Source organism: Paenibacillus sp. ISL-20 (assembly GCF_018613005.1).
Taxonomy (GTDB): Bacteria; Bacillota; Bacilli; order Paenibacillales; family Paenibacillaceae; genus Paenibacillus_AQ.
This window is the reverse complement of record NZ_JAGGRD010000033.1, coordinates 1-26327: the sequence shown is the minus strand read 5'-3', so window position 1 is coordinate 26327 and position 26327 is coordinate 1. Positions and strand designations below refer to the sequence as shown.

Below are 26327 nucleotides of genomic sequence, written 5' to 3'. Positions count from 1 at the left end.
AAGACTTAACGTCTGCAAAAACCGCCGCCAGGCAAAGGAAGATTGATTTAAAAACCGATAGACTCTTTACCTGGAAGATCGGCTCCGCGGTCACTTTCCAGAATTCGAAACCAGTTCTTTCCTTCAAAAACCAACGAGAATACGATTTGAAAAATTGCTAAACTGGAAAGACCAAAGGATTTAGAAATCCCCGCAAGCCGCAAGGTTTTCCCGATGTGAAGTGCAGCAAAAAGTTTAGAAAAACGAGACTGTTCAGACAGGGAATGTTGTTGTAACATAGGGTTACACACCTTTCTTATTTGGCATGGTTGATTCGACACTTCCATGATACCAAACAAGTGAGGTGTTTTTTGTCAATACAAGTAAATCTATTGAATTCTTCTTACGTGCTCAAGGGTTTAAGCCCATTTTCCAGATGCGAAAGTTGAGTAAACTATTTTAACAGAGTGTTTAGAAAATATAGGCTGTGCTCGCCTTCCGAATTCCGTAAACAAGCGGCGCAAGGTTTACATGCACCCACTGAACTCAACTAGTCGAACAACATATCCCCTCCAAGTTCACTCCACTCATCTCATCTCTCTTCACAAGAGGTTGTTAGAGTATCGACTTAAAGGGGATCACATCGCCCGTGTATTATTATTTCGTGTTTTCTAGTTGTGTTCTGGCCTCTGCAACTGCTGCTTCGCCTTCGTCTTTCGTAATTCTTAGAAATTCCTGTACATTCATATCGGAATCAGCGAACTTTGCGAGGTCAAGTTTGACAAATTGATCCCATAAACTTTGTCTGCCACTATGGGTTGCTGGAGTTAGCTTAAACACAGAAGTGACATCTTGCCCAGCATAATTATCTATTCCGGAACCATACTGATCCGAAACCTCCGTAAGCACAGGGCCGGATGCCATCGATTGAGCGATTTTCGTCTGATTCGGAACAGATACATATTCCTTCAACACGCTGAATGCCGCATCTTTATGTTCGCTGGAGCTGGAAATGACCATCGGTGTAGTCCCTAAAACAGGGCCAATCGTTGGTTGATCCGCCCATACAGGCACAGACAGCATCGCTATTTTGTCCTTTAAATATTCTACATCTTCAAACGGATTTCCATGAACGAAGTATGCGGTCCAAGTAACGGTCATTGCAGCTTGTTTTTGCCCGAATAAATCGGCGTTCTTAGCTTCTTCAGATCTTACACCCGGTATACTATAATACTTTTTCATCAGTTCTAAATATTTCGTAAATGCCGGATCTTTCGTAATGAGCACTTCGCCTGTGTCCGGATCTGTCTTATTCACGGCAAGTTCATTGAGCGGTACTGCGGCACCATCCCCTGTGTTCCCATAGCCGCCGAGTTCAAGTCCGAGATAAGAAACACCATTGCGCTGTCCTGTCATTTTTTTAGCCAAGTCGAATGCCTGGTCCCAAGTCATCGTCTCTGTAGGGTAAGGCACGCCGAATAAATCAAATATCTCCTTATTGTAGAAGAGGGACAGATAGCCTGTTCCATCAGGTATACCGATTAACCTTCCCTCAGAGTCTAGTGATCGAATATAGGAGACGAGACTTGGATTTAACGAATGGATATCGAAATCGGGGCTTTTTGCTAATTCATCAAGCGGGTATATGACGTCTAAATGTTCTATTTCACTAATCCCATGGTTCGGAAAAATAATATCAGGATTGACTCCGCTTGCAAACAACTCCTGCAGCGACGCGGATTTACACTCACATGCCACCATTTCTATATTTACATTGGGCAGCTTCTCATCAATCTCTTGGAATCGATTGTTAAATATTTCTTCCCCCCACGGAAATGCCACAGTTACTGTAACAGGGTCCGTGGGTGTTCCTTCTACTGGCGGTAAGTCTTTCGACGCCTCGGTTACATTGGTTTCTTGGTTCGGTACCGGGTTCTCTTCTACCGAGCTAACTTCTTTATTGATTGCATCGTGTTCGTTCGTATTTCCACAAGCGATGACAAGGGTGCATAACATCACAAATAGTAAAAGAATGGTACAGCTTTTCTTTACCAATTTCATGTAGAGACCTCCAATTCATTTACCAACTTCTATATGGAGTCGATGGAAGGGCAGATAATATTATGAATGGCGTTAAATGTCCGCTTGGAAAAGGGGATATTTACATCATTCGCCCCGGTGCTGTTCGTTCATTGCAACCATCTAAGAATGAGCCATACGTGGGAATAACCATTTCATTTCATTTTGGACTATCAAAGTCACCTATAGAATTCATGTTTGGAAATGACTACATTAGAGGGAGCGATCCAGATGGTTCGTTACTAGGCAAACTCATCCCCTTAATTCAGGCAATCCAGCAGCATACCTTGTCAAGCAATATGCTTGCGCAAGGACTATTGCTGCAAATATTGCATGATTTGGCTAACCCTGTGGATGGAGCAGCAAAGCTAACCACGAAAATCAATCCGAAAATGGTGAAGATCTGTAATTACATTAAAGAAAATTATAGTACGAGGATTCGTTTAGATACGTTAAGTGAGATGACAGGACTGAGCAGAAACTATATTATACGGCAATTTCGCAAGTGTTACGGTATGACACCGTCTGATTACCTGGCTATGATTCGCATAGAGAAGGCGAAGCAGCTTGCGCTTGAAACTGATCTTTCGATTAGTGAGATTGCGAACCAGGTCGGATATACGGAACTGCATTCATTTAGTCGAATGTTCAAAAAACGAATGGGAATCAGCCTAAGTCAGTTTAATGCAACACTCATATCGTCACTCGATATCGTCTCCCCCCTAGAAGATTAACAGGGGGGGATTTTTGTTATAAAAGTGTTACTCTGGGCTAAATACTTCCAAGGGTTTGCCGAGTAAACTATGAATTAGATCGATTTGAAAACGCTTCCGATGTCTAGTGGACAGTTCAAGTTTGATTCAGAATTAGCCTATTAAAATGTAAGAAGACCGGATCGAATGGCTTTTGGATTCATTTAATCCATTCTTTTCACATCGGTATTATGAATTTGATGTAGGAGGAGTTATATATGAAAAAAAGTAGTCGGAAAAGTCTAGGCCTGCTGTTAATGATGTGTCTCTTGTTCCTTCTCGTTCTGGGGGCATGTTCATCAGGAGGAGGCGGTGAAGCAGCAAGTGATAAGCCGGATACAACAGAGTCAACAGAGGGAACGAATGCGAATACAGAAGAGCAAGAAGAGAAGCCCAAGCCTGTAGAAGTGAAACAATTATCGAATGAACCCGTTACGTTAAAGGTAGCAACCCAATGGGGCGAAGAAAATTTCCAGAACAATTTTGTTCAAGATATGAAGGAGCTTGTTCCCCATATTACATTTGAATATGTCGATTGGAATGGAACGGCTGAAGGGATCCAGGAGATTAACAGCTCTGGGACGGTGGTTGACTTACTAACGCCCAACCTTGGGGTGGATGTGTTGCTCGATCTCGATATGGTACAGCCGCTAGATGAGATGGTAAAAGAGTATGGGATCGATTTGAGCACCGTTGACCCTTCGTTCATTGCGCTGATTCGTTCCCAAGACCCTGAAGGACGGCTGATCGGATTGACGGGCAATGGAGGAATTTATGGTCTCTTCTACAATAAAGAAGTATTTGACCTATTCGGTGTTCCTTATCCGACAGACAACATGACTTGGGATGAAATCATTGACCTCGCTAAGAAAACGACAGGTACCCGTGATGGTAATCAATATGTAGGCTTGGAGTTTGGATCGGATACCGTGGATGCTGCTCTGTTACAACTGTCCACAACGATGACGGATCCAGATACCGGGGAACTGTTATTGTCTAAAGATCCGAAGTTTACGAAATATATGGAACTGATGAAAAAAATATATAGTATCCCAGGCATCTACAATCCGGAAGAACCAGATAAGTTTATGCAAAAAACAGCTGCGATGGAAATCAACTGGCATGGTTTCCTGACTTGGTTTGGAGGGGAGACCCCGGAGGAAAGAGCAGAATTCAAGAAAGACATGGACATTCTGCCGGTTCCATCCTGGTCCGACATCCCACAAACGGCTCCAGCGGTTCATACGGCGCCTACCGTAATTAACCCGTATAGCGAGAATAAAGAAGCAGCGCTGCAAGTACTTCAAGCCATTATTTCAATAGAGAACCAAACGAAGGCTACAAGAAAAGGCACAATCCCGGCTACCTCCGATGTGGAAATTCGCAAACAGTTTGGTGCCGACAATCCAGATCATCAAGGCAAAAATGTAATGGCGATGTTCCAAAATCAGTTTGCGCTCCCTCCTGCTAGAGCAAGTGTGTGGGATAAATACGTTGATTTGAATGGGGCTATGCAGAAGTTTGCGACCTCGGACATGAACATCCCAGAGTTTATCCGTGTGCTGGAAGAGGAATCTGCGATCAAGATTAAGGATGCCAAGAATAAAGAGTAAGAGAGTTTCATTCAGACAAAATAGAGTACGGAATAGGAGCGAGTAAAATCATGACAGATATGTTGCATAAGGAAGGCTGGACCCTCGTATTTCATGAAGAGTTTGATGGGGAAACGCTCGACCAGACGAAGTTCTCACCCTATGGGTTATCCCATTGGAAGACGTTAGAGGAGGCAAAGGCGACCTATCAATTACGTGATAGCTGTATCGTGTTACAACTGCCTGATGAGCGTAAGCGTGTATCCGCTATTGTTACGGGGATGCGAGATGGACTACACCGATACGGTGATAATCTCGGACTAAACCATCATGATCGTGCCTTCCAGAACCTTGTGACGAAATATGGTTATTTCGAGGTACGTGCGAAGGTGGCGAAAGGGAGCGGGCTTAATTCAGCTTGGTGGATGATCGGGTTCGAAAATGAGAAGGAGCAAAATGCTGAAGTCGACATTTTTGAAATGTTAGGCAAAGACACACGTTTACTGAATACAACGCTTCATGCATTGCGTGATACGAAATTGAAGTATGCCCATATTCCGTATCGTACGGATGTGGACTTATCTGAAGATTTTCACGTATACGGCTTTGAGTGGGATGAATCCGGCATGAAGTTCTACCTGGATCATGAGCTATATTGGGAAATCGATCAGTCACCGGATTATCCGATGGTTACATTGCTCCAGATTAATGATGGCGATGGGGGATGGATTGGCGACCTGGATCGATCCATTCCGTATCCGAAGGAGTTCCTCGTAGATTATTTAAGGGTGTATAAGCGTGAAGGGATGCCTATGGAGCTCATTCCGCTCGAAGGAACGGAAGGCAATCTCGCCCGGTTTGCCATTAGCGGAGTAGGTAACGATATTACCTGGGGAGATTTGTACAACGCACAATCGCATATTTGTTATATCAATGACGGCGATCCGAATACCGTTCTAATCAGCAAACCGGAAGAGTCATTACCTCACTATATTTATTTGGATTGGATGGAACCGAAAGTATTTGATACGGTATCGTTAACGACACGAGCGGGATTGAAGCATGGCCCGACACAGTGGGATATTGAAATATCTCCAGAAGGTGTAACCGATTGGCGTAAAGTGGGGGAATCCGGGCAGGTTGCATGGAGCCATCGTGAGGATGAGTTAGAAACGTTCGAAGTTAGGTTTGCCCAAGTAGAGCAGGCTAAGTCGATTCGATTGGTTATTCAAGCCTTCAATGGGAGCCAAGATGCAGGAATGTATCTGATCCAGGATATAGCTGTCTATTTGAGCACAAAGGCGTAATGTTGGGATGGGAGTTGAGAAGATAGAGAAATCATAACACCAGGGAGCGCATTGCTAACTAGGAGATGGTTACCGTCGTCTTTTATGTCCGTATATATACCAATACATGTGTACTGTTTCATTCTGAACGTATTCGGAGAGGAACAAATGAGCCGTTGGTTGTATATCTGGCGTCCTTTAATAAAGCGAACATGGAGAACTACTACGCGAGATGGGAAGGCAACCAACTTGCCTGCATTCCGAACGAATTTGCCAACACATTGACGAATTTAGGACGGAAAATTGGTTTTTATAGCTTGAAAATAGGAGAGGTCACGGCAAAAAGCAGACTTCTTGAATGATCTTGAGGCGGCTAATGGCTCTCCTTGAAGAACGCCTATCCTAGGCCCTCTCTTTCCTTGGATATCTTGGACTTTTCTGTGTTTACAATACTGGGTAATATTATGGTACAATATGTATATAATAAAGAGGAGTGAAGATGCTGGTAACATCCTCACTCCTAACAACAGCCGCTTTTAAGGGCGGTAGGCATTTACAGGGACTAGAAATAGGTCGTTATCCCATCTACGGGCGGCCTATTTCTTTTTGTTTTGGTTCAATGCTAAGACAATGGTTACGACCAACCCGATCAGCGTGACAAGCATCGAACCGAATTGGATCATTAATGTCAAAGCATCCTTAACCTCCACAGGCATCACCTCCCTTCCGGGAGACTAGCCGACCGCCCATATTAGCCTTTCTGTTGTTATGGTTAATTATACCATAATAAAAGAAGAGCGCCTATTGTGACGCTCTATCAAGTGAATTAACACCACAAGCGCATATTAAGAGATTAAGGTTAACCTGCTGTTCGTGGTGGCGCAGGAGCGGGGGGATCGACCCGCGATGATGACTAGGAAAGGGTCCCCATCCGGGCATCCTATTTAGTGTTTTTTTTCGGATATCTGAGTGTACGGGCAGCTGCACCTTGATCTATAATAGGGGACGTGGCATTCAATGGAAAAATTCAATCGCGAATGAATAGGAGAACAGGATGAACAAACAAAGAATGGCCGTCATCGGCTTAGGGCACATGGGACGGCATATGATTCATCGCTTACTGCCCCAATATACGGAGAAGATCGAATTAGTCGCCATTTGCGACAGTGATGAATCCAGTCTGCAACGGGAAGTCGCAGAAGCAGGAATTCGTCCAAGGCTGTACACCGACTATCGCCAACTGCTGGACGAGGTGCCGCTTGACCTGGTGTATATCGCGGTTCCGCCGTCCCTGCATTATGACGTGGCCCGGATCGCATTCGAGAAAGGCATCCACGTCTTCTGCGAGAAGCCGCTTGCGGGCAGCTTGACGGAAGCCCGAAGTTTGGTAGAACTGGCCGAGAAGGCCGATGTGCTCCATGCGGTTCATTTCTCGCTTCCGCTCGACCCGGCTGTTCTGAAGCTGCAGAGATTGCTTGAGGAGCAGTCGATCGGCCAGATCCAAAGTATGGATCTATACCTGGAGTTTCCGCAGTGGCCGAGGGCCTGGCAGCAAAATCCATGGATCACGTTAAGGCAGCAGGGCGGATATCTGCTGGAGGTCGGCATTCACTGGATCCAGATGATCCAGCAGGTGTTCGGGCCGATTACGCATGTGAAGAGCGAGATCGAGTTTCCGCAGGATTCGAATCAGTCCGAAAGCCGTGTCCAGGCCGTTCTCAGATTACATAATGATATCGAGATTCGACTGTCGGGAACCGACCAACGGGAAGGGGAGGAGCGTGTCTCCCTAGTAGTGCACGGTGAGGAAGGAACCTTGGCGTTGGAGAATTGGTGCAACCTGTACCTAAGCGGAAAGGATACCCATCCACATCCCGTACCTGTGGACGACGTCGTCAGCCCGCTGCCGATCCTGAAGCAAATCATTCAGATTTTGAACGGAGAGTCCGGTCTCATTTATGATTTCTACGATGGGTATAACGCTCAGGTTATTTTGGAAGCTCTGCGTAAGTCGGGTGAGGGCTTTACGGATGTAAGGCCTCAATTGATGGGGGACAGACAAGAGGTGGGATATATCGTAACGTCCTGATGGACGAAGGTTCAGGCAAACATAGGGGCGCCATCACAAACGGCGTCTCTTTGGTGAGGCTGTTCAATGCGGCTGGGGAGTTTGTAGATTTTGCTACCTTAGAGCAGGTTCATGACGAGGCTTCCGCATACGGTGCATGTGGAGTGTTGCGCACTGTTAAAGTTGTGTTACAAACCGGGCGAAATTCAGGTATCCACTCCTGTTTTCCTCGGTTTTTTTATTGAATCAGGGAGGAGCTTCAACTCGACAAATTCCTTGTTTTATCACGCATTTTCTCGAACTTTTTTACTTATACTTATTTGCTCCAACAAGGCAGAACTTATGCCCTATCGGAATTATATTCATGCCGTTGTATTGTTTTGTTATCCGCTCAAAAAATAATAATTGTGGAATTAATCTAAAAAATGAAAATAAAGTAAGATAACAGTACATTTAAAACCTGTGGCAGTCTCATGGGAGCGCTACAGATAAATAAATAAACAAGGAGGTTTGAAAATGACTAATAAAAGGTTTCCTTTTAAGCCCTTATCACTTTTGGTAGTTTTAGCAGTATTTCTATCGACATTCTGTGCAGCCTTACCGTCAGTAAACGCAGCCGCTAGAGGAGCATGGGCTCCAAATACCGCATATGCAGTAAATGACACAGTAACCTATAGTGGAAGCACTTATACCTGTCTTCAGGCACATACTTCTCTCGTAGGTTGGGAACCGTCCAATGTTCCTGCTTTATGGCAGAAAGGCGGTAGCGGCGGAACTACGCCACCAACCACACCACCGACAACGAACGGAGTAACATTCTATGCAGATATAAACTATGGAGGAAAAGCAGTGACACTCGGGATAGGCAATTATACACTGTCTCAGTTGAACGCAAACGGAATTCCAAATGACTGGATGTCGTCTCTTAAGGTTCCAAGCGGTTGGACGGTTGAAGTATATGAGAATGATAATTTTGGAGGAACCAAGTGGACCTTTACTTCAGATTCTTCCTGGGTTGGCAACACGATCAATGATAAAATGTCATCGGTCAAGATTTATACGGGTTCACCATCTCCTACAGTAACAAAGCCTGCCGAGGTTCCAAGCCATATATGGACATATGTCATGAATGCGGACAATGCCTATGGGAAAGGCGGAGATTTTGCTTTATTGCTAAGTGCTGTTATCAAAAAGGAAAGCAGCTTTGGAGCAGGTTTACCAGGTAGTCCATCGGCCGGCGACGGATTGATGCAGGTAGAACCAAACACGCGCAATGCGTATTTATCTCAATTCAGCTCAAAATTTGGCCGTGCGTATAATCATAGCAGTGAACAAGATCAGGTATATCTGGGCGCGTTAATTTTAAATGAGAAGATTACGAAGTTTGGAAATATCTACAACGGATTATTACACTACAACGGTGGAGATAACTGGTATCCGGGAGCCACGGATTCTTATGGCCGTCCTATTCTGGCAGATCAATATGCAGATGCAGTTTACGCTACTTATAAGGGCTATGGCGGTAAGAATTAAGGTGTTACATTGATATGCAAATTGAAAAATAGCGGGACGTGGAAAGATTATCTTGTTGAGTGGAAGCGGCTTATTTAATTTGAAAGGGCATGAGTTACCAAGCAGATCATTGCTTGCATAACCCATGCCCTTTTTTCTTTATCAGGGTTTTTTCGACTACTAATTTTGATTTTGAAAATCTTACGAAATGTGATTTTCAAAGGGTAAAAAGGCACTTTGAGCGTGGATAATCTCCTTCCAAATGGATTTCTATGCAGAATCTTTCCTCGTAAATCATCGTTGCTCCCTGTTTTGCAACCATTTAACTGTCCCAATGAAGCCTACCAGTCCTATTAAAAATACCAGAAAATAACTAATACCCGCCAAGGGAAATGATGCGACTCCGCTTTCCTGCAAATGCAACGCAGGTACAGACCAAGGCAGATAAGTGCCAATGGCAGTAGATCCGAATACCAATGCCAGCATCAAAGTTGTAAACGCAAAGCCGATCGGCACCAGATAACCGCGCGATATGCAGGCCAACAGAGCAAGAGGTGCACTTATTAACAGGTGAAGAGCGCCAATTGTAAGTATTAGGAACAAATAATGTTGTACACTCGCAAACGAGAATCCAGGCAGTCCAGAAACAAAACCCAGTATTACGGCGTAAGCAAAGCTGATCAACATCATCACAAAACACCAGAATACAATTGCGATATATTTGGCAATCGCTATGTTGCCGCGCGATATTGGCAAAATGAGCAAATCCTTGAGTGTCCGATCGGAATACTCACGGCCAAATGTCCAGCTTGTTATCAATCCAAACCCCATCAGCCCAAACACGGATGCATACAAAAACGCAATCTTTTCAAAATAGGAGGGCCAATCGGGCTGTCCCAGGAACAACGTGATGACGAACAAGATAAACAGAAGCGTGCCCCATAAAACAAAGGATCGACGCAATTTGTAAATCTCAACGCTGCAGGCTGTCAACAATCGTCTCATTCGTTTTTCCCTCCTCAACCCCGATTACTTTGAGAAAATAACGCTCCAAGTTCTCTTCTTCAACTTTCAGCATGGTGAGCGGCACTTCATGATGAGCAAGCAATCTCGCAATATGTTCGGGATGCTTCACGGCATGATCATCCGGTAGCGCAAGGCAGTTATTCGAAGTCGAATGTACCGCATACCCGGAGTCTGAAAGTATAGCTTGAGCTTTCCGAGCATCCTTCGTTCCGATCATCAACTGTTTTCGGCGGATTGTTTCAAAGTCTTTTGTTGTCAGTTCTTCCAGCAACACGCCTTTGTGAATAATGCCGATTCGAGAAGCCAATTTGGACATTTCCTCGAGGATATGGCTCGATATAAATACGGTAACCCCATGTTGGGATGCCAGAGTTTTCAGCATTTCCCTTATCTCGACAATTCCGGCGGGATCAAGTGCATTCGTTGGCTCATCGAGAATCAGAACGTCCGGCTTATGAATTAACGCTTTGGCCAATCCAAGTTTCTGCGCGTTGCCCAGTGACAAATCCTTGGCCTTGCTTTCCGTATATTCAGCCAATTTCAATTGCTCCATTATATCGTCAACTGCCCTTGGAACCGGTAATCCTCGCAACCTGGCTATCAAATTCAAGTTTTCCCTAACTGTAAAATGAGGATAGGCGTAAGGTACTTCCACCATATAACCTACCCGTCTCGACAAATCGGAATTCCCGTTGGTCCATTGCTGACCGAACAAATACACTTCTCCGGAAGAAGGCTTGCTCATGCCAAGAAGGGCTCGGATGGTTGTCGTTTTCCCTGCACCGTTCAGCCCCAAGAATCCATAGATTTCTCCTTTCCTAACGGAAATCGAAACGCGATCTACAATGACTTTATTCCCGTATTGCTTTGTCAGGTTAACAGTTCGAATAATATCTTCCATAGTAACAGTCCTTCCCGTAGCCTCAATTAAACACGTTCAATTGGAAAAACGTCTATCAACGTACATTCTAAGAAGACAGACCGCATTTAGCGGAAGTTTTTCTTGCGAGATCAGGATGTTTAGCCTCGGAAGTTTATACTTTCTGATCTCTTAAAAGAGCCGGTGGCTACCTGAGATGTTGAAAAGATGCCTCCCGGCCTTGTCCAAATCAGTTTCCGCGATAAATAGAATTCATGTAATGCGAGATCGATGAGGCATCCTCAATGGAGGTGCGCAGCGCGATGTAACCGTCGGGACGAATCAATACGAGTTCTTCGCTTGCCACATCGTAAATTCGATAGGCATTCCCTGCTGTGTCGATTATGCCTTCCTCTCCCTCCACATGCGATGGCAGGATGCAATGCACATGGAGTTCGTCGCTTGCGAAATTCTTCAGAGAAGGATCAGTACATTTTGCAAAGACCAAAAGTGTCCAGTGCGGGCCGCGCAACAGGTCAAAGACACTTCCGGCAAACGCTGTGCCTTGAAGACCCGTGGCATTAGGAGCGCGATCTCCGGGCAATGTAGGGCTGACGTACGTTCGAGCGGTGGGTCGAGTCAGAGAGCTTGATCGGTAGGAAATGAGAAGTCCGCTCGTCAGATCGTCGGATATGGTGCTCATGGATTGGGACAACGATCCGCTCTTATCTTCTTGGAACTGTCCTGAAGGACTGCTTGAGCGATAGGACGGCGTTCCTCGTCATACGTATCGAGCAAGGCTGCGTCCGCTCCCTGCAGTACCGCAGCGAGCTTCCATCCGAGGTTGTAGGCGTCTTGCATCCCCGTGTTCATGCCCTGGCCACCTGCCGGGGAATGGACGTGTGCTGCGTCGCCGGCGAGGAAGACGCGGTCGTTGCGATAATGGTCGACCACGCGGACGTTGACCCGGTAGATGGACAGCCAGGAAGCATCTGTGAGCCGAACACGTCCGGCACCGGCTCGACGGTCAAACATGGCTTGATACACCTCTAGCGACGGCTGCTCTGGTTCTTCGATGTCTGCCGGGATGGTAGCTTGCAGTTGCCAAATGTCGGTTTTCGGCAGCGGCGTCACCCCGACCATCCCCTCCGGAGAAGTCCAGATATGGATACGGTCACGCTCCAGCCCTTCCAATCGTACATCGCCAAGATACCACCGCTCATTATCGTAGGTTTGCCCAACAAGCGACAAATGAATGAACTTGCGGATATTGCTTTTGCCTCCGTCAGCGCCGACTACATATCGAGCGCGGATTTGCCTCGTTCCTTGTGGCGTACTCATGGTTACCGTAACGCCATCAGAATCCTGAACGAGCCCTACAGCTTCCATGCCCAACTCAACTTGACCGCCAAGTTCTGCATATCGATCACGCAGTGCTTTTTCCACATCAAATTGAGCAATCCAGACCGGATCACGGAAAGGTGTCTCAAGTTCGGCGCTGGCTGGTACGGTTATACATGGCTTGTCAACGCTCCCGCCATTTGCGGTATAATAACGAACAGGCAAATCCACGATTCCTGTGTCAATAATATAGGGAACGGCCCCCAAATCATCGGCGAGTTCAAGAGATCGGGGCTGGATCCCTTTGGCTCGAGAAGCTACGCTATAGAAGGTGCTTCGCTCAATAATACGATGGTCAATGTTTCGACGGGCAAGGTCGCAGGCAAGTGTAAGCCCTGTGGGCCCGGCCCCGACAATGAGAACATCAACAAAAGACGCCATGGTGTTCATGGATAGAAACCTCCTTGTTCATTGATTTGATTCGCCATGTTTGTTATACTACACCGTGCAGTGTAGTTTGTAAAGCGGAACTCTACTCGATTTCTGATTGTATAGCCATAAGGGGGAAACGTAAGAATGGATAGTATGGAAAACAAGACAATTCGCAAAGGCTCTGCAGACAAACGAACTAAAATTATTGCGGCAGCACGAGACCTGTTCCTGTCGGAGGGATTTGATCGTTCCAGCGTCGATGCGGTCGCCGCCAAAGCGGGAGTTTCCAAACGGACAGTTTATGATTATTATGGCGACAAACAGAACTTACTGCTTGCCGTTGTGGAAGAAACCAGTTCAGCAGTTCTGGACATGATTGAGCAAGGGATTTCAGACCATCTCTTGGAGTTTGAGGATCTAGAGCAGACGCTCATCTTATTTTGCGAACAAATCGTAGCTTCTGCGAACGGTTCGACCGATTACAAGGCTTTGATCCGTCTGGTTATGATGGAAGCCGCCAATCTGCCTGACTCGTTTTTTGAAAAGCTGGATAACGCGACGGAAGAGGGAATTATCAGGAGGTTTACAGAGTTTGGACAAACCGGATTACTCAATGTGCCCGATCCTCAAATGGCTGCAAAGCACTTCGCTGCATTAACGTTTTTATTGGTATTTAATCAACCGAAAACCGGGACATTGGAGGAGGAACAAACCAAACGTATTATCACTGAAGGGGTGCGCGTCTTTCTTTGCGCTTATGCACCGCGCACCGTTCAAAACTGAAAATCATATGAACGCCAGTGAAAAACGCATCTCTATGGGGAGGTGCGTTTTTTTGTGATGGATATGCAGCGGGATCCGATAGAGGGACCTTGTGGAGCATTTTATGAAAGGTATAATCTGACGGGTAAGATCGTTAACGTTCGACTGCCAAACATGGAGGGATCATTGAAGCTCTGTGTTGGGACCGGAACAGGGATACTATACAATATAACTATGGGATTGTTAGATGGTCTTTATGAATGATGTGCTTAGGTTGTTTCTTTTTAGATTCGTACATATCCTCATGAAAAAGCCGGTGTAAAGGATGTTATATGCATGGTTGATATTATTACCGTTGTATTTGGTGTAATTGGGACTTTTACTGTTTTTAATTTACTATTTGCTTGTTTATATTTGTTTAGTAAAACGCTTGGGAATGGATTTTACAGATGGATTGTCCATGATTTAGAGTTTTTGATGATTGTGTCTTTTCCGTTATTTGGACCCACTCAATTTATAGCAAGCCAAGTTTATGAGCGTTTTAACTGGTTCGCTGCTAGAGTGGTGCTGATTTTTTATTCCATAGGATTAATGATTTTAGCTGTTATTTTCTTTATGTTGTTTGGGTATTTTGCAGATATGACTTAAAGGATTAGAAAAACGCAAGAAATTTACGAAAGATATGGTCTACCTTATCCTAAAGTTAGCCCGATAGATTTCTTCAGCGCTTTATACGGAAAACATTTGCCCGTACCGCTACGGTTTACGGCTATTCTATAACCTCAAATATCTGTGGAGAAGGTGTCATATAAGAGGGGGGCATATTAACATGAAAAAAGCTTTGTTATGTGTTGTTCTTGTTGCTTTGATCGTAACCTCCTGTACGCTAAGAAATCAGGATAGAATAGAAGAAGAGTCCGGAAAATTGGATATGATAAATATTTATATGTACCGTAATGACTCCAGTCGCGTACAACCCGAACTGATAAATGTACAAAGTGATCCTGATGTGCTGCTGACTGCTACACAATGGGCACAGCGTGGAGAGTCAGAACCGTTGCCTGAAACCCAAGAAATAGAACAAATGTATGTCTTTCAGTACCAATTTCGTAACGGAGATACCATCCAAGATGTGTATTATATGTACGTTACGGACACGAGTAATGAGCATTACATGAAGGAATTTGAAGGGAGTCTTAAAAAAGATACGGACAAATTTGACGATTTGGAAAAAGAACGCCTATTACGCTTAATCGGACTTGTAGACTGGAAAAGGGTTTCAGCTTCAGACTTATTAAATTCGTGATTGTTAGATTGAATAAATTAGATTGTATTCGTTGCGAAGCGTATCAGTGTTCTCTAGAAGAATCGCAGAAGCTTGTTTAAACGATATACGTCGAGGAGGTTGACTCAACAAAATGAAAGCGACTATCGAAGGGATCTTCCGCTTTTTGGGAGAGCATCATAAGGAAGCCCACGGCATTCCAGAGGCGGACATTCAGGCAAAGGAACAAAGTCTGGGTTTTTCATTACCGACGGCCCTGCGGAATTATTACAAGACCTTGGGACAATCCCCATATATCACCCAAGGGTGCAATAACCAATATGAACCGCTCCTGCTACAGGATGTGTTCATTCCTGATGACACGTTTTTTACGACAGACAAGGCGTTTCTGATCTTCTATCAAGTAGAGGAGTCTGTGATATATTGCGGGATCCGAATTCAGGATTTGGAGCAGGAAGATCCATCGGTCTATTTGTGCGCGTGGAACTCCCCCGATTGGCAGCTGGAAAATCGATCGCTTCTACGCTTTCTCGCTGGCAAGGCACTCGTTCAGTTAGGAGTTGAGGATCGGCTGCCCTATTGGGCCATTTTTGATGAGAGCATGTGGGACTTATCCGACTACCGTAGATGTATGCGTCTTGAGCGGGAGTATGAGATAGACGAGGGTTCGGAGCTGGATGCATGGAAAATCTACGTAAAGGACGATGTGCTGATCGTATTTGAACTCGACGTATCCGAAGAAGAGACGGATGCACTGTTGGCCGTATATTTGGCGTCCTTTCAGCGAGCAAGTATGGAGAAGCTGCTGAGCGAGATGAGGAAAGTAACCAACTTGCCTTCATTTCGCACGAATTTGTCAGCACAGTGATAGGTTGAGGGAGCGAGTACCACAAGTAACGGCGAATGGTTGATATGGTTACGGTCCAATAGATTGAATGGGGGAAATATATCGTAGATTCGTTTGCATCTCGAGAGAGGTGCTTTTTTTTCGTTTTAAGGTTCCTTACGATTTCTTCACTAATTACAGCAAGATCTGAAAAGTAAGGGCAGGCTATATTTGTTAAGTTATACTCGAAACATATTAAGGAAGGGGCAGTAGCAAAAAAATTAAAATATCCTCATTGGATGTTTGGAGTCGAAAAGTGTTATGTCGAGAAAAGACGTGGCGATCATGTTATTAATATCTAGAAGTGGAGGAATCATCGTGAATATAGAGCACAATAAAGAGGTAAGTAAATCAATAATAACTGCACATGTTCTCAACCGGTGGTCAGGATTTATGGCAATAATAGCGGGGATTTTATATATCGTCATTCAGTTTATCCACCCGACAGATGATATCTCTTCTGTGCACACAAACTCTTGGGTAGTGGTTGCATGCCTGACTATTGCCATGTCTTTCTTTAACCTGATCGGAATTACGGGATTCTATGTACGCCAAGCGAAAGAAGCGGGGTGGCTTGGCTTCGTAGGTTTCCTTTTGTTCAATCTGTTCTGGTTAATCTCATTCATTTTTAGCTTCATCGAAGCATTCGTTTTGCCGTTGTTGACAAGTGATGCTGATAAGTTTGTGGTAGGAATGGTTGGGCTCTTTGGAGGAACAGTCAGCGAGGTTAATCTGGGGATCTTCCCAATATTAGCACCGCTCGCGGGAGTATTGTATATGCTAGGAGGTCTGTTGCTAGGCATCGCCACATTACGTGCCAGAGTCTTCCCTCGCCCAGCAGCAATTCTGCTGGCCTTCGCTGCTGTAGTGACCTTTGCCGCTGCAATCATCCCCCATCCGCTTGATCGGGCATTGGCGATACCTATGGGAGTTGCTCTTATATGGATCGGATATATTATTTGGTCGGAACGTAAGTAAGCATCGAATTAGAGATGTCTTCGATCTTACCTATATGGATGAAATTAATAGTTCTTCTGACGGTTTGGTTCCTCGGTGCAACATTAAATTTCCAGATCGTCAGGAAGTTTCTTGATTGGTGCATAGATATGGTAGGCTGAATCCAGATTGTGGACGTCATTAAAAACTTGGATAAGTTCAATATCCGATTGATCGGACTCTTGCTTGGAAATCTTTAAGAATCTTGCATAGTCTGTTTTGAGCACTTCTCCAATATCAAGCAGGTCACCAAAATAGTTGAACCTCGCACAAAAAATAGCCGGTACATCAACCGTGAAATAAAAGGGTTTATGAATTTGAATGTCACTTGGGATTCCGAACAGAACTTTGAACCGGGTTGAATTTGGTTGACAGTTTGAATAAATGACAAAACAAGAACCATTTATGTTTTCATCAATATGATTCAACAGCATTTTTGAATGGGAGTGAATCTTCTGCTTGTAATCATCGGTGGCTAGGTCTACTTCAAAGGCAATCCCGCTTATTCGAGTCTCTTTGAACTCTGTCAGTGTGAAATCCGTGACGATATCACCATTAATATTTTTAAATGGTCTTTTAACCACAGTAGGGATTTGAGTCGGAGAGATTTCTTTGAACCCTGCTCTTAGCGAACTTGGAGCTACGCCGTAATGTTGTTTGAATGCGCGGGTGAATGAGGCTTGCGTACCAAAGGCTAACTGATAAGCAATATCGGTTAATGACAAGTTGTTGTTATAAATGAGTGATAAAGTGGCATTCAATCTTCTAGATAGGATGTACTGATTTAACGAACAGCCCATCATGGCAGAAAAAAGCCTATGAAAATAAAATTTAGACATATTGAAAGTAAGAGCAACGGATGTCACGGATAAAGGCTGTTCTAAATTTTCCTCAATATGAATCAATGCTTGTTCTATTATCCTATGATGGTTCATACTAACTCCCTTCGTCACGCGCTCTAATTTTTTGTGCTAAGTATACCACACGCGTTATACCGCTTAGAAGGCAATTCGCAATCCGCGAATTGTTAAACTGAGGCCCTTCATTATTTGTATAGAATTGCATACAATTCTTCTTCAAAACCAAGCTATATCATTCAAATTGTCCTAGGGTATCAAGAAGATGCTCAATGTATGTAAAGGGAGTAGTAGTACTAACCAAGAATGTCACTGCTGCTGGGATACATTAGTTGGTATTATGGAAAATTGATTGACTGACCGATTCTGTCAGGGATAGAGGGTTATAATTGGTTTTAAATAAGTCGATTTGTTATGAGCGGTGCTATATATATTGGTTTAGGAGGAACGATAATGGATTGGAATTACTATGATACGTTTATTACCGTTGCACCGGATTGCCCTGCTGAGACCGGAACGCAGCCGCCGGACAAGAAAGACGGAAAAACCAAGCCGGGTATCGAGTTTGAGTTAATCACGAATAATCCGTATGGCTATACCCAGGAGGAGCTCTTGTACGAAGTGCATATCCGGCACAAGAACATTCCGGAGGCGGAGTTAGCCGAGAGAGGGAACCAGATTCGAGACGAGTTTTTTATGAAGCCGCAACCATGCTTGAGAGCATCGATGCTCCCGAAGAAATACGGGTGGGGTATTCATTTCAATGCGAAGGGGCAAATCGCGATCGTTCCGGTGGAATCCCCCGACTATCGGCGCTTTGTGGAAGGAGCCAACGGGAAGGTGAAGCTGCTCGCCGCCATGAGAAACAAGAAGAAGTGAGTGCAATCACAGGTTCAGTAAACACATGTTTGATTTGATCTGTGTCACCCACACAAAAAAGCCACCCCTAAAGCCTACGACAAACGTAGTTACTCTAGGGGCAGCCCTACTTAGATTGCATATTATTCCGATTTTGCCTCGCTCTACAACTTACTTCGCACTGGGCAGTAATTTATTCAACAAGATCGCTGCAAGAGAAGCAGCCAGAATCGGTGAGCCCAATAAATACTGCACGAACGTAGGCAATGTATATAAGAAATCTTTAGGAATGAGCACTAACGCTAACGTCAAAATCATCGGGATAGCGATAATGTACATTTCTTTTTCAGTGATTTGCACGTTCTTCATGACCTGGATCCCGTTAATCGAGATGATGCCGCAGACGATGGCGAATACGCCGCCGATGACAGCGGTTGGAATCGAGGAGATCAAAGCGGCCAATTTGCCGGAACAGCCGAAGAGGACAAACCATCCGCCTACCGCAAGAAAGACTCGGCGACTGGCCACACCTGTGATGGAGATAATGCCTGCATTGGTGGAATAGCCGGTAACCGGCGTGGAACCGAGTCCTGAAGCAATCAGGCAGCTAATCCCTTCACCAATCACCCCACGGTTAATGTTCTTATCCGTTAATGGTTTATCAATTACGTTGCTGATGGCAAACCATGTCCCCGTGGTTTCTGCCAGCAGTACGAGATAAATAATGACCATGGTGATGATCGCCGAGAAGTCGAACGAGAAGCCAAAATCCTTAAACGGAATCTGCGGCATGCTGAACCACTTGGCGTTTGCGACAGCACTGAAGTCCAGCACACCCATAAAGTTAGCTGAGACACATCCGATAATTAATGCGACCATCACGGATGTAACGCGGAATATCGTGCCTCTCGTGCGGAACAAAGAACCCAGGATCACGAACAGGATGAGTGCAGCCGCTGAGATCAGGGCCAGCAGCACGTTCTGATTGATAGTAGCGTCCGTAGCGCCGTAGATATTGTCTCGGATGGCAACAGGCAATAAAGACAGACCTACAATGAATATGATAGTGCCGCCTACAATAGGCGGGATGAAGGACTTAACGATTTTATTGAAGATTCCCGTATACCCCAAAATAATCACAAGGATCGCACCAACTAAGCTTGCGCCCAGTACGGAACTCCAACCCATCTCTCCACCGCCGCTGGCGGCATAAATCGCGACAATCGCGCCGAGCGGAACATAGGAAGGACCCTGCGCCATCGGCAGCTTCATACAGAAATACGTTTGCACGATTGTGGCAAGCCCGGCCGCAATAAACGTGGATTGAATTAATGCGCTGGACTGATTGGGCGCCAAGCCAATTAGCATGGCAATCAGGAAAGGAACGACATAGACGTCCATCGCGACGACATGCTGTAAACCGAGAATGGCCGATTTCCCGAATGATATTTTTCCGTCGGGAGGAACCGTTAAATGCTGTGATGTTGTTTGCGTGTCATGTTGCTCTTCTGCTTGTGTTTTCACTCCGCTGGACACCTCGAATGTTAGGATGAATTGCTTTTTGAACAACCTCTATTATTCTTAACGCGTATGAACCTTTTCCCCTTGCACCCACACCTCGCGGATATGCTCAGGCCGTGCCAGATACATGATCTTCTGAAAAATATCTTGTACGTCTTCATGCACATCAAAAATCGGCAGCTTCGCAGATGGAAGTCTCGTATCGATCACCTGCACATCCCATGCGTAGTTTTCTTGAATGCGGCCGATCGGCAGGCTCAGACTTTCACCGCCCCCGGCCGTAGCCAGATAGAATGCCTCGTGGACCGTAATCCGCGACTCGGGAACGCCGCGAGCTTCCGCAGGAAGGGAGGTGTTCACGCCATCTTCCAGCATCCTGGAAGACATCACGGCTTGTCTTATGTTATCGAAGAGACTGGGTGAGAAGCCTCCGGATAGATCCGAGCCTAAACCGATCTCGACATTTTTGGCATGGAAGCGGGCGACCGGGATGACGCTGTTGGCAAAATACGCGTTGGATATCGGGCAATGGGCGATCGCGGTGCCGGTGTCAGCGAATAGATCGGCATCCTGATCATCAAGGAAATTACAATGAGCCATGACCGATTTATCGCCCAGCAGGCCAAAATCATGCAAGGCAAACGCATCGTTTTTCTGGAATCGATCTTTCACATACCCGTGCGCCCAATCGCTTTCGCTGCAATGGGACTGCACGTACGTGTCGTATTTGGCTGCCAGCTCGCCTAAACCCTTCAGTCCCTCATCCGTACAGCTTGGAATGAAGCGTGGGGTGACGACGGGATACACGCCTTGTTTTGTGGTCTTGGCCAGTTCCTGTACAGCGATAATAAATTCCTCCGTATCCGCCAGTGCCGTGGATGTGTCCGCATCGCGGTAGTAATCCGGATTCTGCGCGGGGTCGTCCATGACAACCTTTCCGACAAGTCCGCGCTGGCCTTTGCTTGCACAGATTTGGGCTAACAACAAGCTGGCATCTTTATGTACCGTGGCAAAATAAAGGGCCGTCGTTGTTCCATTGGCTAGTAGGGTGCTTACCACATCGTCGTAAACCTTTTGCGCAAACTCGAGATCGGAGAATTTCGATTCCAGCGGGAAGGTATAGGTATTCAGCCAATCGTAGAGTGGAATATCCAACGCCGTTCCGGATTGAGCCCATTGCGGGGCATGTACATGCAAGTCGACAAAACCAGGCAAGAAATACTGACCTTCCTCTAATCGATGAAAGCTGTCGATGCCTTGATACGTATCCAGCAAGGATTGATAGTCGGCATCTTCCGGTGACACGACTCGCTCAATCATCCCGCTCGTATTGATACAGTAAAGATAGTCTCTCAATACTTGAATTTCTTTGGGAGATTTGCTTGAAAAAGAAGTCCCTTGAAATAATAACATATATTTACTCATGTTTACCGCCTTAATGTTCGTTTTTTGGAGCGCTTTTGTCATTATAGTCCGTTAAAAAAGATAAGTCCATAGTTTAAAGGCGAATAGATATGAGCTTGAGTCACTATTGAAAAATTCATCATGATGACAGGTCAGGAACTCGATTGCGGATATTCGAAATTATCCGGGGGATATAGGGTCGGCGTTCTTCATGAAAGATACCGTCCGCAGTCTTTTATATATAGAGAGAGAAGAGGATATGAGGTGGTTCCCACAGAATAACTTGAAGCTGCCATTATTTTTGAGATTTGAAGGGGAATTGTAATGGAGACAAAATTGATCATGGTCGAGGGTCTGCCGGGATTCGGCAAATCGACGACGTCCCGTATGATTTATGATATTTTAACTGAACGAAACATCGAGGCCCGGCTTGTGATGGAAGGGGATGTTGACCATCCGGCGGATTATGAGGGAACGGCGTGTATGACTGAAGAAGAATTCGGGCAGTTGCTGCAAGCCGCAGGCTCCTTCAAAGAAATATTGGTTGAACGAGCCGCCAAAAAAGATAGTTGGTATCTCCTGCCCTACCAGAAGCTGAAGAACGAACACGGTATCACTTTTCCGGATGATCTATATCATTCCTTGTCCAAACAGGATATTTACGAGCTCCCGCTGGACCTCAACAGGAGATTTATCACCGAGCGGTGGGAGGCATTTGCGGAGCAGGCGCTAGATGAGCCCGCCGTTATGATTTTTGAGTGCTGCTTCATCCAGAATCCGTTGACTGTTGGCATGGTGAGATATGATGCGCCGGAAGACCAAGTGACGGACTATGTACTGGGGCTGGAAAAAGCGATCCTTGGCCTGAATCCCGTATTGTTCTACATTGAACAGGACAGCCTGGAATACGCATTCCGCAAGGCCATCCGGGAACGACCGGAGGCTTGGTCTACAGGGTTCGTCCATTATTACACTCAGCAGGGATACGGCAAACATCACGGTCTAGAGGGCGTTGAAGGGACTCTGCAAGTATTGGAAGCCCGGCGGGAGCTGGAGTACAGGATCTTGGACAGTCTCGGACTGAACAAGGAGCGAATCAATAACTCCCATTATGATCAAGAGACGTACAGAACCAAGCTGATCAACATGCTTAAGCTGCATGGGGTCATCCACTAATATTATTTTCGTGAATAAGGAAGGAAGATTTGATGAAGGGCTTTTTAATGATCATGCTGCTCTATATGACGGCTCTATTAACAGGCTGCGATAAGGAACTCGGTTGGGAAACGATGCAGCTTCTGGACGAAGAGGTTGCCGAAATCCGGATTTCGGCATTTGAGTCATGGGACGAGATGAATGGGGATACAATGCTTTCATTCAAGGAGGCTGAGGCTGTGAGTATATTTGAGGAAGCGATCCGTACTGCTCGCAAGCAGCCAGATGATGCCAAACGAACGGACCCGGATTACGATGTGATGGTCATCTATACTCAGCAATCTCCCGTTCATGCCATCAAGCTGTGGTTGGGGGAAAAGGGTCAGGAAAGTGTGTTCAGCTACGGTTTCAAAGATTGGGGAGAAGATGTATATGTGGTTTCCGCCAAACATACCGATCGGATGAGAGAACTCATTTTGCAAGAGGCGCGTTAACGCCATTACCGGAACCGATTTCTTATTCTGTTCAGTAGCTGAAGATTATACAAAGTGCTAGTTTATTATTTTATCGATCGTAAATAACTTTGGAATTAGTAACCAACGCCGAACGCCTCATATCCCATAAAATAACGGCTTAGACGTATAAAATCAGGGGATTGGGAGATGAATGAATATCATCATTCAGGAGGCGATAAAGTGAAAAAGAAGACCAACAAGTTGAAACATAAGGCTGGAGCATTTCTTGCCGGAGCCCTGCTGTTTACAGGAATTTTGTTCGCTGCTGCGAATCCCGAAGGAACCTTCGATGCGATTAAACACACGACGTCTAAAATAAGCTACTACGTTAACGGCAAGGACTATTCCACCGCTGACGGTTCATTTGGGAAACAAGGGACGGCGGCCTCGGATCCTAAGATTCCTACCGGCAGCAACGATGTGCCCGCTCGCATGGTTTCGGATCCGGTTAACCAACCAGTGTACTGGGGCCAGGCTTCCAGGAAGGAATCCCTGGGGCATCCTGTAGTCAAGCTGTACAATGCGGCGGGGGAATCTGTTGGTTCCGCTACATTGGAGCAGATCAATGACGGGGTGAGGGTGAAGATTACCGCATCCGGCCTCACTCCAGGCAAGCATGGGTTCCATGTGCATGAGCATGCGATCCAAGGTGGGGATTTTAAATCCGCCGGAGGGCATTTTAATCCGACCGACAAGCATCATGGCCTTGAGAATCCGCAAGGAAGCCATGTTGGCGATATGCCGAATCTGGTCGTAGGTGCAGAAAGCACCGCGGAAGCGGAGATGATCATTCAGCATGGAACCCTTGAAAAAGACCAGCCCAACTCAGTACTGGGACGCTCACTGATCATTCATGCCGGCGAAGATGACGGCGTAACCGATCCATCGGGCAATTCCGGCGACCGTGTGGCCGGCGGTAATATTCCTTAGTAATCTGACTAGCTGCAGGTAGCATGTGGTTTGTAACATATGAGTGCTAGTGAAAAACGCATCTCTATAGGGAGGTGCGTTTTTTGTGATGGTTGTACAGCCGGGATCCGATAGAAGGACCTGGTGGAGCATTTATGAAAGGTATAATTTGGCGGGTACGATCATTAACGTTTGGCTGCCAAACGTAGAGGGATCGAAGCTCTCGTTGGGACCGGAACAGGGATGCTGTACAATATAACCATAGGATTGCTGGATGGTCTTTACGAATGTCCTCTGCTTTTTATGTATGATATGCTATTAATTACTAGATCAAATATGATCTAAATTAACAAGAATTGAAGGTGATTAAAATTAAAGTTTGGCGATTCGTTGCCGTCATTGGATGTTTGGTCATGTTATTATCCGCATGTAACTCGCAAAAAGGAGCAAAGACGGTCGAATTAGATTCATCTTATCAGGAGTGGAGGAAAGAGGTTACAACAGCGCTTGATAATCATGGTTATGTATTCCCTGCCTACGATGAAAAGACAGGACCTCTTGAGTTAATATATGATCCGTCATCTTCAGATTTTGAGTTCGAATTGTATCGTTCCAATGATTATCGAATCTCCAAGGAATTAAGTGGTGTCCACACGGTGCATGATCGTTATTATCACTACTCATTAATCGAAGAAGTACCAGATAAATCTGAAATTCTGTCTCCTTACAGTTCAGACACACAAATCGAGCGAGTGCCTGTCAATGACGAATTAGCTATACTTAACGATAATATATCTGAGTATCAAAGTGGTAACATTATCGTTTATGAAACAAGTGAAGATCCAGAAAATATCGATAACCCCCAAAAAGTCGTAGAATTTCTAGAACACCATAGTATCAATTCCGGATCGGTTCTGCTAGTAAACATGGAAGGACGCATGAACGTGGAGGCTTATCTTCCTGTCAACGATCAGACAGCGCGACTGATTTTCACGGTAGAAGATCTAGATGAATTAGAAACATTCGTAGGTACGCCTGCGAAATAAACCGTCAGTATATAATTAACCTTTGGATTTAATTCGTTCTCTGATTCGGTTGCGCATCGAACAAGGCGAGTTTAAAGAAGTGATAGTATTGCAGGAAGCCTGTCTATATTACCTCAGTTATTGAGGGCGGAGTCATGCTGAGTAAGCTTTACGAAGACAATGCGTATATCCGTTCAAACATAAATCAGTTGCTGAGAGAGATTGAAAGGTACCGAACGGTAAACTGAACCAGTTTCATTTTAAGATAAAAAGGTACTGCTTACCATTTGAATCTCATAACATTATGAATCCAGGATTGCGGAAATGATTATTCAGCATGGAACACTTGAAAAGAACAAGCCGAACTCCGTACTAGGACGCTCGCTGATCATTCATGCCGGCGAAGATGACGGCGTAACCGATCCATCAGGCAATTCCGGCGACCGTGTGGCCGGCGGTAATATTCCTTAGTAACCTGACTAGCTGTAGGTAATATGCGGTTTGTAACATATGAATGCCAGTGAAAAACGCATCTCTATGCTTGGTTACGCGTATGAAGATGAAAATCAGCGTGTTGTTGTGAAGTAAGCAAAGTCTTAGGTAATCAAAGGTCTATATAGAGCGCAATTAAAAAACGAGCACCACCGCTCGAATCGCCAAATCGGGTAATAAACAGTAAGATCAACCCAAGGTGGCGATAAAAATGAAGAACGAAGAAATCGAGCGATTGAATACAGCCATGAAAGAAACATCGGATAAACGGCTTTACGAAAGGTACCTGGCCGTACGTCTTCGTTTGGAAGGACACTCGTTTGCAGAGATCGGTGATTTGCTCGGTCGCATTCGTCAAACCATCAGTAACTATTGGCAGAGCTACCAAGCTCACGGTCTTGCTGGGCTGGAAATGGGCCACTCCCCTGGACAACCGCCTAAGCTCACGGAAGAAGAGCGCAACCAATTAGCCGCTATGCTGGAGCAAAAACAACCAGCCGATGTGGGCTTTGACGCTCACTACACCTGGACGCTCCCGTTGGTTGCGGAATGGATCAAGCAAGAGTTTGGCGTCACGATGAGTGTGCGCGGAATCAGCGCGATGCTCAAACGAATGAACTTCAGTTTCACAAAAGCAACCTATTCGCTTGCCAAAGCCGATGAGGAGGCCCAGGCATTTTTCCGTAAGCACACCTTCGCACAGCTGAAGAAGCAGGTGGAAGCCGAAGAAATCGAT

25 protein-coding genes and 2 pseudogenes are annotated in these 26327 nt (G+C 45.5%); 17 read left to right on the top strand and 10 right to left on the bottom strand.

The annotated features are described in order from the left end of the window. A pseudogene (locus tag J7E85_RS19615) lies at window positions 1-278 on the bottom strand (IS4 family transposase); the annotation flags it as partial. A 358-nt stretch (window positions 279-636) separates the two neighbouring features. Further along, on the bottom strand, window positions 637-2040 hold the full coding sequence (locus J7E85_RS19610) for an ABC transporter substrate-binding protein (RefSeq protein ID WP_215160640.1): 1404 nt from the start codon (window positions 2038-2040) through the stop codon (window positions 637-639). Window positions 2041-2102: 62 nt separating this feature from the next. Between J7E85_RS19610 and J7E85_RS19605 the strand changes: the two genes are divergently transcribed. The 3 genes from J7E85_RS19605 to J7E85_RS19595 all read left to right on the top strand — a co-directional run bounded on the left by J7E85_RS19605 (window position 2103) and on the right by J7E85_RS19595 (window position 5709). Continuing rightward, window positions 2103-2792, top strand: a complete 690-nt coding sequence (locus J7E85_RS19605; protein ID WP_215160638.1) for an AraC family transcriptional regulator — start codon at window positions 2103-2105, stop codon at window positions 2790-2792. Window positions 2793-3028: 236 nt separating this feature from the next. Beyond that, window positions 3029-4423: an ABC transporter substrate-binding protein gene (locus tag J7E85_RS19600; protein ID WP_215160636.1), complete on the top strand. Its 1395-nt coding sequence runs from the start codon at window positions 3029-3031 to the stop codon at window positions 4421-4423. 50 nt (window positions 4424-4473) lie between these two features. Continuing rightward, window positions 4474-5709 (top strand): glycoside hydrolase family 16 protein, encoded by a 1236-nt coding sequence (locus J7E85_RS19595; RefSeq protein WP_215160634.1) that lies wholly within the window; start codon window positions 4474-4476, stop codon window positions 5707-5709. Window positions 5710-6284: 575 nt separating this feature from the next. Here the strand turns inward: J7E85_RS19595 and J7E85_RS34150 are convergent. Beyond that, the gene (locus J7E85_RS34150; protein ID WP_353049531.1) at window positions 6285-6398 is read right to left on the bottom strand and encodes a putative holin-like toxin; all 114 of its coding nucleotides are present in this window, start codon (window positions 6396-6398) and stop codon (window positions 6285-6287) included. 344 nt (window positions 6399-6742) lie between these two features. Here J7E85_RS34150 and J7E85_RS19590 point away from each other — a divergent pair, with 344 nt between their 5' ends. Both J7E85_RS19590 and J7E85_RS19585 read left to right on the top strand, forming a co-directional pair. Beyond that, window positions 6743-7777 carry a Gfo/Idh/MocA family protein gene (locus tag J7E85_RS19590; RefSeq protein WP_215160632.1) on the top strand — a complete coding sequence of 345 codons (1035 nt, stop codon included), beginning with the start codon at window positions 6743-6745 and terminating at the stop codon, window positions 7775-7777. A gap of 495 nt (window positions 7778-8272) precedes the next feature. Further along, window positions 8273-9289 (top strand): carbohydrate-binding protein, encoded by a 1017-nt coding sequence (locus J7E85_RS19585; protein ID WP_215160630.1) that lies wholly within the window; start codon window positions 8273-8275, stop codon window positions 9287-9289. A 273-nt stretch (window positions 9290-9562) separates the two neighbouring features. Here the strand turns inward: J7E85_RS19585 and J7E85_RS19580 are convergent, their stop codons facing one another. The 4 genes from J7E85_RS19580 to J7E85_RS19570 form a co-directional block, all read right to left on the bottom strand. Then, window positions 9563-10273 (bottom strand): ABC transporter permease, encoded by a 711-nt coding sequence (locus tag J7E85_RS19580; RefSeq protein WP_215160628.1) that lies wholly within the window; start codon window positions 10271-10273, stop codon window positions 9563-9565. Beyond that, on the bottom strand, window positions 10242-11195 hold the full coding sequence (locus J7E85_RS19575; RefSeq protein ID WP_215160626.1) for an ABC transporter ATP-binding protein: 954 nt from the start codon (window positions 11193-11195) through the stop codon (window positions 10242-10244). Before J7E85_RS19575 ends, J7E85_RS19580 begins: the two co-directional genes overlap by 32 nt. Before the next feature lie 208 nt (window positions 11196-11403). Then, window positions 11404-11601, bottom strand: coding sequence for a hypothetical protein (locus J7E85_RS34145; protein WP_251035860.1), 198 nt, complete (start codon window positions 11599-11601; stop codon window positions 11404-11406). A 251-nt stretch (window positions 11602-11852) separates the two neighbouring features. After that, the gene (locus J7E85_RS19570) at window positions 11853-12944 is read right to left on the bottom strand and encodes an FAD-dependent monooxygenase (RefSeq protein ID WP_251035859.1); all 1092 of its coding nucleotides are present in this window, start codon (window positions 12942-12944) and stop codon (window positions 11853-11855) included. A 126-nt stretch (window positions 12945-13070) separates the two neighbouring features. Here J7E85_RS19570 and J7E85_RS19565 point away from each other — a divergent pair, with 126 nt between their 5' ends. The 5 genes from J7E85_RS19565 to J7E85_RS19545 all read left to right on the top strand — a co-directional run bounded on the left by J7E85_RS19565 (window position 13071) and on the right by J7E85_RS19545 (window position 16837). Further along, window positions 13071-13709: a TetR/AcrR family transcriptional regulator gene (locus tag J7E85_RS19565; RefSeq protein ID WP_215160624.1), complete on the top strand. Its 639-nt coding sequence runs from the start codon at window positions 13071-13073 to the stop codon at window positions 13707-13709. Between the two features lie 315 nt (window positions 13710-14024). Further along, complete coding sequence (locus J7E85_RS19560) at window positions 14025-14336, top strand: hypothetical protein (RefSeq protein WP_215160622.1); 312 nt, start codon at window positions 14025-14027, stop codon at window positions 14334-14336. A 181-nt stretch (window positions 14337-14517) separates the two neighbouring features. Continuing rightward, window positions 14518-14994 carry an early set domain-containing protein gene (locus tag J7E85_RS19555; protein ID WP_251035858.1) on the top strand — a complete coding sequence of 159 codons (477 nt, stop codon included), beginning with the start codon at window positions 14518-14520 and terminating at the stop codon, window positions 14992-14994. Window positions 14995-15106: 112 nt separating this feature from the next. Then, a complete protein-coding gene (locus tag J7E85_RS19550) occupies window positions 15107-15841 on the top strand; it encodes an SMI1/KNR4 family protein (RefSeq protein ID WP_215160620.1) in 735 nt (244 codons plus the stop codon). Window positions 15842-16177: 336 nt separating this feature from the next. Continuing rightward, entirely contained in the window at window positions 16178-16837 is a 660-nt protein-coding gene (locus J7E85_RS19545; protein ID WP_215160618.1) for a hypothetical protein, read from the top strand. Between the two features lie 83 nt (window positions 16838-16920). On the opposite strand, the gene J7E85_RS19540 is transcribed toward J7E85_RS19545, so the two are convergent. Next, a complete protein-coding gene (locus J7E85_RS19540; RefSeq protein ID WP_215160616.1) occupies window positions 16921-17790 on the bottom strand; it encodes a helix-turn-helix transcriptional regulator in 870 nt (289 codons plus the stop codon). 375 nt (window positions 17791-18165) lie between these two features. Between J7E85_RS19540 and J7E85_RS19535 the strand changes: the two genes are divergently transcribed. Then, entirely contained in the window at window positions 18166-18591 is a 426-nt protein-coding gene (locus J7E85_RS19535) for a DUF6157 family protein (RefSeq protein ID WP_215160615.1), read from the top strand. 150 nt (window positions 18592-18741) lie between these two features. Here J7E85_RS19535 and J7E85_RS19530 read toward each other — a convergent pair whose 3' ends face one another. Next, window positions 18742-20094, bottom strand: a complete 1353-nt coding sequence (locus tag J7E85_RS19530) for a uracil-xanthine permease family protein (protein WP_215160613.1) — start codon at window positions 20092-20094, stop codon at window positions 18742-18744. A 57-nt stretch (window positions 20095-20151) separates the two neighbouring features. Then, complete coding sequence (guaD, locus tag J7E85_RS19525) at window positions 20152-21516, bottom strand: guanine deaminase (protein WP_215160611.1); 1365 nt, start codon at window positions 21514-21516, stop codon at window positions 20152-20154. Between the two features lie 303 nt (window positions 21517-21819). Here guaD and J7E85_RS19520 point away from each other — a divergent pair, with 303 nt between their 5' ends. From J7E85_RS19520 to J7E85_RS19495, 6 genes and pseudogenes are all read left to right on the top strand, one after another. Then, window positions 21820-22671 carry a P-loop NTPase family protein gene (locus J7E85_RS19520; protein ID WP_215160609.1) on the top strand — a complete coding sequence of 284 codons (852 nt, stop codon included), beginning with the start codon at window positions 21820-21822 and terminating at the stop codon, window positions 22669-22671. 32 nt (window positions 22672-22703) lie between these two features. Then, entirely contained in the window at window positions 22704-23144 is a 441-nt protein-coding gene (locus J7E85_RS19515; RefSeq protein ID WP_215160607.1) for a YhfM domain-containing protein, read from the top strand. Window positions 23145-23345: 201 nt separating this feature from the next. Continuing rightward, window positions 23346-24095, top strand: coding sequence for a superoxide dismutase family protein (locus J7E85_RS19510; RefSeq protein ID WP_215160605.1), 750 nt, complete (start codon window positions 23346-23348; stop codon window positions 24093-24095). 341 nt (window positions 24096-24436) lie between these two features. Beyond that, entirely contained in the window at window positions 24437-25120 is a 684-nt protein-coding gene (locus J7E85_RS19505) for a hypothetical protein (RefSeq protein WP_215160603.1), read from the top strand. 297 nt (window positions 25121-25417) lie between these two features. Next, window positions 25418-25570 (top strand): annotated as a pseudogene (locus tag J7E85_RS19500) (superoxide dismutase family protein); the annotation flags it as partial. A 232-nt stretch (window positions 25571-25802) separates the two neighbouring features. After that, a partial coding sequence (locus tag J7E85_RS19495; RefSeq protein WP_215160601.1) for an IS630 family transposase occupies window positions 25803-26327 on the top strand: 525 nt, incomplete at its 3' end.

Coding starts and splice junctions, on each gene's coding strand:
- J7E85_RS19580 (WP_215160628.1), bottom strand. CDS start 10,273: ATGAGACGATTGTTGACAGCCTGCAGCGTTGAGATTTACAAATTGCGT.
- guaD (WP_215160611.1), bottom strand. CDS start 21,516: ATGAGTAAATATATGTTATTATTTCAAGGGACTTCTTTTTCAAGCAAA.
- J7E85_RS19605 (WP_215160638.1), top strand. CDS start 2,103: ATGAATGGCGTTAAATGTCCGCTTGGAAAAGGGGATATTTACATCATT.
- J7E85_RS19590 (WP_215160632.1), top strand. CDS start 6,743: ATGAACAAACAAAGAATGGCCGTCATCGGCTTAGGGCACATGGGACGG.
- J7E85_RS19520 (WP_215160609.1), top strand. CDS start 21,820: ATGGAGACAAAATTGATCATGGTCGAGGGTCTGCCGGGATTCGGCAAA.
- J7E85_RS19595 (WP_215160634.1), top strand. CDS start 4,474: ATGACAGATATGTTGCATAAGGAAGGCTGGACCCTCGTATTTCATGAA.
- J7E85_RS19515 (WP_215160607.1), top strand. CDS start 22,704: ATGAAGGGCTTTTTAATGATCATGCTGCTCTATATGACGGCTCTATTA.
- J7E85_RS19535 (WP_215160615.1), top strand. CDS start 18,166: ATGGATTGGAATTACTATGATACGTTTATTACCGTTGCACCGGATTGC.
- J7E85_RS19540 (WP_215160616.1), bottom strand. CDS start 17,790: ATGAACCATCATAGGATAATAGAACAAGCATTGATTCATATTGAGGAA.
- J7E85_RS19610 (WP_215160640.1), bottom strand. CDS start 2,040: ATGAAATTGGTAAAGAAAAGCTGTACCATTCTTTTACTATTTGTGATG.
- J7E85_RS19555 (WP_251035858.1), top strand. CDS start 14,518: ATGAAAAAAGCTTTGTTATGTGTTGTTCTTGTTGCTTTGATCGTAACC.
- J7E85_RS19550 (WP_215160620.1), top strand. CDS start 15,107: ATGAAAGCGACTATCGAAGGGATCTTCCGCTTTTTGGGAGAGCATCAT.
- J7E85_RS19560 (WP_215160622.1), top strand. CDS start 14,025: ATGGTTGATATTATTACCGTTGTATTTGGTGTAATTGGGACTTTTACT.
- J7E85_RS19585 (WP_215160630.1), top strand. CDS start 8,273: ATGACTAATAAAAGGTTTCCTTTTAAGCCCTTATCACTTTTGGTAGTT.
- J7E85_RS19570 (WP_251035859.1), bottom strand. CDS start 12,944: ATGAACACCATGGCGTCTTTTGTTGATGTTCTCATTGTCGGGGCCGGG.
- J7E85_RS19575 (WP_215160626.1), bottom strand. CDS start 11,195: ATGGAAGATATTATTCGAACTGTTAACCTGACAAAGCAATACGGGAAT.
- J7E85_RS19565 (WP_215160624.1), top strand. CDS start 13,071: ATGGATAGTATGGAAAACAAGACAATTCGCAAAGGCTCTGCAGACAAA.
- J7E85_RS19600 (WP_215160636.1), top strand. CDS start 3,029: ATGAAAAAAAGTAGTCGGAAAAGTCTAGGCCTGCTGTTAATGATGTGT.